At 34.3% G+C, this 10,064-nt stretch carries 3 protein-coding genes; all 3 read right to left on the bottom strand.

Annotated features, from left to right (window positions below):
- Positions 1–540 precede the first annotated feature (540 nt).
- Positions 541–675, bottom strand: a complete 135-nt coding sequence (locus U9P79_08935; protein ID MEA2104745.1) for a hypothetical protein — start codon at positions 673–675, stop codon at positions 541–543.
- Positions 676–1,192: 517 nt separating this feature from the next.
- Entirely contained in the window at positions 1,193–7,375 is a 6,183-nt protein-coding gene (locus tag U9P79_08930; protein MEA2104744.1) for a DEAD/DEAH box helicase, read from the bottom strand.
- Between the two features lie 52 nt (positions 7,376–7,427).
- Positions 7,428–9,836: a hypothetical protein gene (locus tag U9P79_08925; GenBank protein ID MEA2104743.1), complete on the bottom strand. Its 2,409-nt coding sequence runs from the start codon at positions 9,834–9,836 to the stop codon at positions 7,428–7,430.
- Positions 9,837–10,064 lie beyond the last annotated feature (228 nt).

Below are 10,064 nucleotides of genomic sequence, written 5' to 3'. Positions count from 1 at the left end.
TTAAGCTTTGGAAGCTCTAAAAAATGTATCACAAGATGCTCGCTTAAAAGATATTCAGGCTCATCTTTTTCCCGCACCATAAAGGTTGAATGATATTTTTCAAAATCTTTAAAAAGCTTAAAATCCAGTATGTTTATGCAGATTGCAGGATAAAATTTGCTATAGATATCACCTTCCTGCAGTTGAGAAGAATAAAGTCTGGCCCAGTAATAAAGTGTTCTATAATTGAATTGCCCCTGGTTTGATGTTTGAACTTCTATGTTAAAAATTTTCCCTGATTCATCAGTGGCTTTAATATCTAAAATTGATTCTTTGTCAAAAATTATGGTTTTCAGATTAAAAGAATTTTTCAGCTCAAGTGTTTTTAATCAGAGGAAATCCAGAATTCTCTAAAACAGCATTTATAAATGCCAATAATAAAAATTTGTTTTCTTCAGTTCCAAATAAATATTTTATAAATATATCTGATGTAGGTTTTACATAAATCATATTGTAAAGTCTCCCTCGTCCTTTCTTTAAGATAATAATAGATTCTTTTGTTCAGTCAAGCTTTTTTTGCTGCGAGGTGTTAAACGGCTCTTTTAAGTCGATTATTTCTTTATCAAGATCTTCTTGTTCTTCAGGATCAAAATCTGCTGCTGACTCATTTTGTTTTGATATTTTATTTTCTTCCATGTTCACCTGATCTCAACAAGCCTGTTGCGTGCAAAGTTCAATTCTTTGCGAAATATGGGGATCCCGTTTTTTTCTGCACTGGCAATAACAAGGATTTACCTGCCCTCCTTTCCCAAACTCCAGCTTGGGAAAGAGAAAAGGATTTTTCAAGTACTCCTGCTCTGCACCATGTTTCTCTATAACTGCCATGGGCAGACCTGGTTATTCACCTCGGTTTGCCCACAACAAAGCATGAAAGTCGCTGTTGGTTACATGGACTTTCATATAAACCGGCATGACCGGAGCATGGTCATTCTCTTCTGCCACAACAAAGAATGAAACTCCATGAGTTTAAATAGTTATGCGGAGTTTCATATAAATCTATCTTTGGGGAATTTTATGCAATATTTGGCATCCTTCATAAGTACTTTACACTTTCTGAAACCATTCCTTAATTTAAAGGTGGTTTTACTGAAAAAGTGTAAAGTACTTTTATGCTGATATGAAGGATGCCCAATATTTCATTAATTTGTCAGTTTCATAGTTGCTTTTGTTCAATAACAGCATAGGTTTGTCTTGTTTCGTGCTTAATCATATTATAATCAGAAAAAATAAAAATATCTAACCCTCTGTCTAACCAGATTGAACACGCTTCATTAACGGATTCAATTTCAACTCTTCTAAAATGAGGGTTATTGTGATCAATATCAATAACATTGTATTTTAATGTTAAAGATGTATTTCTATAGTGATGCTGAAGTTTCCTAAATTTTTCAGTGGCTGAATTTTTATTTTCTGATGTTGTCTTAACGTCAACCTGCAAATTGCCATTATTTGAATTAAGCAACATAGCATCTATAAACATTTCCAAACTTTTAAATTGATAATTATTACGTATAAAGCGATCATATATGTTTACTTTTTTTATATTTCTGGGGATATAGGGTGAAATAATATCTTTCCAGGTTTGTTTAGTACCCGGATCGACTTGAATAATTCTGGTGCCTTGAAGCAATTTTTCAAAATATGCCAAATGTAACTTTTTATCTGACAGCTTTTCTGCAAGAGAATTAAAAGAATTATTAACAATATCAAGATGAGTATTTAAATGAGAAATTTTGATATTTGAAATATCTGTTAATTTTTTTTCTCCTGCTGACCAAATACCTGCGAATCTTGCCTGCCCCGTCTCAAAATATATATGATCATTAATTGCACTTTCGTGGGAGGCATCAAATATTTCAACATAAGAATTTTGAGACAACATTGCCAGCGAATGCAGCGACGCTTTTATTAATGGTTCTGCACTCCTCGTAACTTTAATACTTTTATTTAGAAACAATCGTACTCTATTACCTTTAGCGGAAAGATCCTGAAGTAAATTATACCAGTTTCTGTTTGAATTATTATTTGCGGACAATACCGGGATTTCATCTAAAACCAAATCTATTCTATTCGATCGTTTAATTTGCTGTTCAATCCATCTTCCGGTATCAGTCATTCCTAATGAGAAGTAACCGTTATTGCCTTTTTCATAAATATTGCTGATAATTATACCTAAAAAATCAGCGACCTCACCTCGTTGTAAAAGATCATGCACAAATTGATTATTATAATTACGTAAGCAGGAGTTACAAGACTGCTCCCGTGAACAACCTGGACAATTATCTGAAATATTAAAAGCCTCCTGCATCACACATTTTAAATTATTATTGATTCTTCTAACATGTCCGGCACCCCCGGGAACAGTGTCAAATAAAACAAACGAGCGGTATCCGTCACCACCAAATTGCAATACAGTTCCATCAATATCGGTTCTCTCAATATCAAGTGCCTTTGCAGCACCGGCAAGCAATGCAGCAGTAAGTGATAACCAAAAGCCCTGACCAAATTTATTTATCTGTGCCCCCACAATTCTGATTTCAAGAACATCACTTTGAAACTCATGCCCAAGAAAAACTCTTTTCAAATGCCCTTTACAAGGTTTACCCCATGGAGTTTTATGCTTTTTAGGTTGCCCTTCAGCAACTGAATCACCAAACCCACATGAAGGACATACCCAAAAACCTCTATTTGAACGTCCTGGATTTAAAACAGCCAACGTTCCATCACGTGAATATCTTTTTTTAATTCTATAACCTGAAAGTGGATCAGGATCTCCTTCATGAATAAATTTATTCATGAAAGTTGTTTCGTAATGGGAAAAGTAAACACGTGTTGGGAATGTTCTCTGTGGCCTTATTTCAACAGGATCTTGCCCATCCTCATCAATTGTAGTTCTGAATCCAAGATATGGTATAATAAAATTCCCTTCCAGCAAGGTATTACTCTTTTCTAATAAAGAATTTCCACAATCACAAATTTCAATTTTATCGCCATGGGAGGTTGAAGTACGATAAAATCTCCCACACTCTTTACATATTATAAATTGATATTCCGGCCACTGACGTCCAGCAATTTTTTCAAGGGCGTAACTTTTTATTACTTTTCCATTTGCAACAAGCGTACAACCCGGTGCATATTCACCTAATGCAAGTTTTAAATCACGATCAAGTTCAATGCGTTGAGCCCAATTATCTTTGCTTTGAATTTTTAAAGAAACAACATCAACCGGGAAACCATATTTTGGCAATACATTTCTTGATGCTAAAAAGCCAAGAGATTGCCGTTCTGTTATTCTTTTTTGCTGAGAAGCAGCATAATTAAAAAGCCTTGGAGTTTCTTTTCCAAGTTTTTCGTATTCGTTATATTCATTTGTTAATTCCGATTGTGCAAGACCTAACGAACCTTCCCATACATTATCTTCGTTTTTTGAAAAATCAATTAATTTAGAGACCCACCCCCAATTATCCAGCCCAATTTTATTAAATATTTCTTCTGGAAAAATTCTTATTAGTTCCTCAATTAATTCTTCTGGCTTTTGTGCAAGCCAATCATAAACAAGCTGGGAAACTGTTTTATCTGTTTCAAAAAACATCCATTTAACAATACCTTTTTTTTTATTTTCCGGCCCGTTGAAAAGCCTTGGATAGTTATGTCTCCAGAAATGAGATAAAACAACCGCATGTAAATGACGACGAGCAATTCGACTGTTATCGATAGTAACTAATGATGGCTTTATCTTTCCGGCAATAAGCTTGTTAACCATATCAAAATATCCAAGATCATGTGGTCTGGTTCTACAAAAGGTCAAAACAAAAGCTGCAGCACTTAAGCGCCTGCCAGCCCGGCCTGAACGTTGAATATAATTAGATACTGTTGGCGGCACATTTCTTAGAAACACTGCGTGAAGCTCTCCAACATCTACACCCAGTTCAAAAGTTGTAGAGCAGGATAATATATTTAAATTATTTTTATCATTTGTAAAATTACGCTGACGCTCTGCTCCTTCCTGATTTGTCAGTTGAGCAGTATGTTCTAAAACGGATATCGGTACAGATGCACCTTCATAGGTATTACGATAATGATTATCTTTAAATTCATGTTCAGGAATAATTTTAGTCAATTCACCGGAACAATTATAAACCGGACAGATATGCTTTAAACTTAAGCTGCTGTAATTTCCGCATAAATTACATTTATAAATTTTATTACTATGAAGCCTTCCTACCCATGAATTATTTTTTAGCTGCCATACCGTTCCGTCATTACCTCTCCCCCCCCACAATGTATTAACAGATGGAATTTCTTCCCAGATAATACCATCTTCAAACTCATTGGTTAGTTCCCATAAATCACTCAAAAGTTTTTTCACAAACTCATTATCAATTTTTACGTCTAATTTTTTATAAAGTTTTTGAATATAGTCACTGCGGATATTTTTCCTTGCAGATTGTGGAGTCCATGCAGAAATTGAAAGAGCTGGATTAACACTGGTTTCACGGATGGAATAAGGTCTGTTTCTTGGCCAGAAATAGCTATCTCTAATATCTACATTGGGTAATGCTTGTAATACATTTTGTTTTCTTAATTCTGATAAAATAATTTCTAAAAGTTTTATAAATTCTTCAGCATGTAATTTATAATCTTCAAATATTCCTTCGTCATGTTTTTTTAAAAATTCAATCAACTGATTTCGATATTTCAAATCCCAGGTTAAAAGGCCAACTCCTTCCAATCCATTGCGCTTTTGAATTCCTATTAATTCCGAATTTATCCATTTAAATACTTCATTACTTTTTTCAAGTTCAGTAAAACTGATATCAAAAAGTCCGTTTTTTTGTGCTATTTCAATTAATGGATTTTTCAAATCTGCAGGGCCAAAAACATCAATACCAGGATTATCTTTTAAAAGTTTTTTAGCTGCCTGAATTATAAATTGTCTGTGAAGAATATGATTAGCTGTTCTATCAAGAAATGTTGCAAAATAAGCAGCATCCTGCCTTGAATCACTAAAAGCTAACAGTCTTTTTTTTCCGGCAGTTTTTAAAAAAGTTTTTGTCTTTGTTCTTGATGTAAATCGACTTTTTGGTTTATTCGACTCTTTGACAGCCAATATCTGGGTTTCAGAAGTTTCAGGAATCTCTGTCATTAGAGAATGAGCAAGAACAGTCCCTGCCGCATCATCACCAGGAGAAAACGGTCTGATAATTGACCCGCCCACATGCTTTTGTCCACCGCATGCAGGACATACCTTTACTATATAACCATTTGAAGGTTTAACCTGCCGGACAGAAATCCACTCCCTTGAAAATCGTTTTTCATTTTTACTACAGTGCTTACATAAAAGTTTATTGGTATCAGCAATATAGCCACACCTTGAACATAAAAATTGTTCATCAGTTAATTGAGAGCTGTCAGTAGTTATGATATTCTTTTTTTCATCTTCAGATGCAGGAGGTTTTTCATCTCTTAATGCTGCTTCATCTTCTGGAGGTGTTGTAATCTGATGCAGATCAATAACTAAATGTACACTTTTTTTATATTCTTCTTCAATTTTTGTTCTTTTAAGATAAGAAGTAAATCGACCATCTTTTAGAAGATATCCATGAAGATATGTTTGTCCACACCTGCCACATGCACGTACCTCAAAAGCAACAGCTTCACCATCCGGTGCGTCTGGTACTATGCTGTGTCGTCCTAAAAGTAATTTAGGCCATTTTCCTGCAAGTTCCTTTTGATCAGATTTTACTAAACAGATTGAAAGACCTTCAATACTCCTTACAAAATAGTGATATCTACAGGCAAGAAGCGATGCACTACCCGATGATAACCGTGCTCTTGAAGCAAGATGAACCAAACAGATCAAATAGTTTAACCCGGCTTCTCCTTCAATTCCATCTCCATTTTCCTGCCAAATCAGCTTTGCTGCTTTTTTTAAATCAACAGGGGAGTCTTCAAGTCTGTCAATCAAGGCTCGTACCCTGCTATCACCGGCAAGAATATTATATAAAAAAATATCTTTAGCTGCCTCAAGATCGGTAATTGACTGTAATGGTTCTATTGCTTCATGTATAATTTTGTTATCTGGATATTCATTACCTGAAGGATTATTTTCTTTTAAAAAAAATAATTTTTTGTTGAGTTTTGATATAAAAGAGACCACTGAATCAGCTTCATCATTCATCAACAGATCAAGCGTCTGATAAAATTTAACACATCCTTTTCCCCAATTCTTATAGGTGCCTAAAAAATCCTGCGGCGGTACTACATCACCTGTAATAATATCCCGAGCATCATAAGGCTCACCAAAAAGATTTTCAAAAGATGTTGCCAATGCTTTCTTTGAATTATCATCATCTGCCCCAATTGTGGCACTGGTTGCAATGCAAAGCAGCTTACCTTTTTGAGAACGGCAAATACGATCCTTCAATCTCCTTATGAGATATCCGATTTCTGTTCCCTGGGCCCCGGAATATACATGAGCCTCATCAAGAACTATAAACCGCCAGCTATTACCGGCACCAGTATCAAATAAAGCTGAATCAGCTGGTCTCATAAGTAGATACTCAAGCATTGCAAAATTAGTTAATAATAAATTTGGTGGACCAACCTTTAGATCAAAATCCTTATGCGGCCAGTCTTTTTTTTCAGGAGATAATCCCAGGATTTGATTTCTGCAGAAAAATTCATTTGATTGAGGGATTTCATTATTATTTTCATTTTTAAATGCTTCAATGCCTTGCTTGTAAGTATATTTAGTTTGTCCTGTGTATCTTCCAAAAGAAATTCCTGTTTCAGGTGGAAGCAATTTTCTTAATCTTGCAATCTGATCATTTGCAAGGGCATTCATGGGATATAATAATAAAGCTCTGACACCTGGCCCCAATTGCCCCTTTTGCCTTTCTTTTAAAAGGTAATCAATTATTGGCAGAAGAAAAGATTCTGTTTTACCAGAACCTGTACCAGTTGCTACTACAATGTTTCTATTTTCGGCTGCAACTTTTCTTAAAGCTTTTTCCTGATGCGAATACAACTCACGCTTCAGGGGGAATATTTTGTTTATTGAGTTAATATCAAGACCTGGAATCAATTCACGAAATTCATCACTTAAAAACGAATCTTTACTGTTCACAATATCAAGTATTGATTTTCCTTTTTTATATTTTGGTGTTGATTCAAGAACAGGACCACGAAACAAGCCTTCAGAATTATTGGCCAGCTCTTTAAACTGTTTTGCAAGTTCAGGATTTTTTATCCCAAATGATGTAATTAAATATCTAACATATGTTTCTCGAATATTTTTGCTCGCTCTTATAGGATCAATTCTTTTTGCAACCATTTTATATTACCTCTGAATCACTCATTCAAATTCTGGCAAAAAAATACATAAATCAGTCATCTAAACTGATTATTTTTTTTCTCCAGTACCAATTAATTAGAATCTCACATAAAATCAAATCATTTAAAAAAGTACCGGCAAGATTTTTTGAAACAAACTTAAAAGTCTCCTTAAAAAGACCATTGGCTTGTTGTGCTAAATTACTGTCGGAATCTATGTCCAAAAGATTATCATAGCCATTTGCTTTCAACCTGAGCACAAACGATAATAACCCTGTAAGAAAAGGAACTGAATCAACCCTTGAAAAAATAATTTTTTTCAATAGCCCATTTGCATTTAATTTTGGGAACATATCTTTCCATGCAGCAACAAAATTAATACACACCTTATTGTTCTCAGTATCACCAAGTTTTTTTAAAACACTGAAAGGAGAATCAGAATCGCTGGAGGCACTTATAAAAACTGAATCATTCGCATTGAAAGGATCTGAAATGGGCAGCCAGCAAGAATTCATCCAGACATTTTTTAGAGGGAAACCCGCACTTAAAAAACCATGTTCCTCGGAGTCTACAGCATCAGCTAACCATGTTGACAGCTCAAGTTCTCCATTTTCAGACGACGACATAACAGGCTCAGTATTACCAACTGACTTATAACAATACCAGAAAGTTCCAGCATTTCCCAGATATTTATGATTGTCACGCATTTTAAATGTTATAAGAGTATCGTCAGGGATTATTTTATACCATGCAGTGGCATTGCAATTAACATAATCTGATTGAATAGTTCCTGTATTTAATGTACTGTCAACTATTTCGATTTCAAATATTTTTTTTATACCCTTTCGTACCTGCCAATGATTTCTTTTTGAAATGGGAAAAATCTTTAATAAATTTTCTACTCCAACATATTTAACAAAAGATTCGTTTAAATTATTATTTTTGTTGTGAAATGCTTGTAAAAAAGAAATCCACGGTAATACAATATTCTCTTTTACTTTATTGTTATCGTTTTGAAATCCACTATATTTCTCATGTATGCTATCGGGTCGTATATGGGCCAGACTAATCCAGTCTTTCCAGTCAGGTGGAATTCTAAGCCATGTTATACTTGTTTTATTTTCTTTGATTTTTGAAAAACTTCCCCCGAAACGTGAACGTTTAATATCAATCTGAACAATCCATTCTTCCGCTTCATTTGTTGCATCAATCTCCACGATAAAAGGGGGATGCATGTTATCTGGCAATGATTTGGTAAATTTTTGTTTCGGATTATTTTTTTGTTGAAATGTTAACACCCTCTTTTTCAGTGGATCATTTGGATGCACAACCCAGTATACTTCAATATGTTCTTTATTTTTTTCATGTTTGATGGTTTTTACTGAAAACTCTTTATACTCAGGAAAACGCAATAGTGAAAAAATAGTTTTTTCTTGTCTGCCATATTTATCAATAACTATATCCGCAGCCTGTACATTTTCAATATATTTTAATTGATCCGAGAATTGCTTTAAATTAATATCCCAAAGATTTTTGGTTTTACGTTTATGATTAGGTGCATTATATGACATTAAGCTGGTACTATCATTATTATTACCACTATTATTCTTTAACAATAAACGTAATTTATTCTTTTTATCCACTCTTATTGAGTCACCATATTCTCGATCAATTTCAATATGAACTTTTGAATCCGAGAGCTCATTTAACCGCTGAACAGAAATCTCTTCAGGCCATACCTTCCAGTCAACCCAGCTGAATAACCCTGATTCGCTTCGCCTGACCCACCGGATTTGATTTCGAGCAAAAAGTAATATCACTGAAGCATGGGATTTGGGAAAAAGTTTTAATGCACAAAAAGCATCTCCACTGTCATCAATAACTGAAATTGTTGCAACATTATCGCTTAAAATAAAATTTGTATTACCTAACGGCTCTAAAGGAATATCATAGTGCAATTTGAAAAAAAAGTTTTTAATTATCTGCGTGTTATCATTTGAAAATTCAGTTTTAAATGAATTTACAGGAAAAAATACAAACGGTAAAATTATGTTTTCAACCCCAAGAGCTCCTATAACATGAATCTCATACACCCCTGGTTGTAAAGACTGAGACATTGGAATAAACACCAGTTTACCATTGTCAGCTTCAATAAAATCCGGTCTGAAAACAATTTGATCCTGCGATACTTTTTCCCCTGGCAGGATTAATTTAACAACAGAATTTCTACGCCACAGCTTATATGAATCACCTGGAAAATAAATATACATTAATTCTAAATTGAGAACTATCGGTAAATCATCTTCACGACACCTCATCCAGCCAGGCACTTCATTTTTACATTTTATTTCAGGTTTTACATTTACAGAATCAAGTGTATTAAATTTAAAATTTTCTTCAATATTTGTATTAAAAAAGATATCAGGGCCTGAGTATTGGGCTACCAACTTAAAGCGGGACAAATTCCGCTATTTTGGCTCCATGGCAATACCACAATCAAGCAAAAATTAAGGGCTTGCTAACTAATTGAACTTACAGGCTGTCCCGCCTTAAGTGGGTAGCCGAGTATTGAATCGTTGTTGATTTATTAACCGAACAATTGAAATATTTCCATTCTCTCCATTCACCAGACAATTGGATCTCTTCAGTAAATTGTTCACCATTTTTAAGTTTAACACTGGCATTTTGTG

It is taken from the genome of Candidatus Cloacimonadota bacterium (genome assembly GCA_034661015.1).
GTDB lineage: Bacteria > Cloacimonadota > Cloacimonadia > JGIOTU-2 > JGIOTU-2 > JAYEKN01.
Note: the sequence above shows the minus strand (reverse complement) of the source record. Positions and strands in the feature narration are given on the sequence as shown.

Coding starts and splice junctions, on each gene's coding strand:
- U9P79_08930 (MEA2104744.1), bottom strand. CDS start 7,375: ATGGTTGCAAAAAGAATTGATCCTATAAGAGCGAGCAAAAATATTCGA.
- U9P79_08935 (MEA2104745.1), bottom strand. CDS start 675: ATGGAAGAAAATAAAATATCAAAACAAAATGAGTCAGCAGCAGATTTT.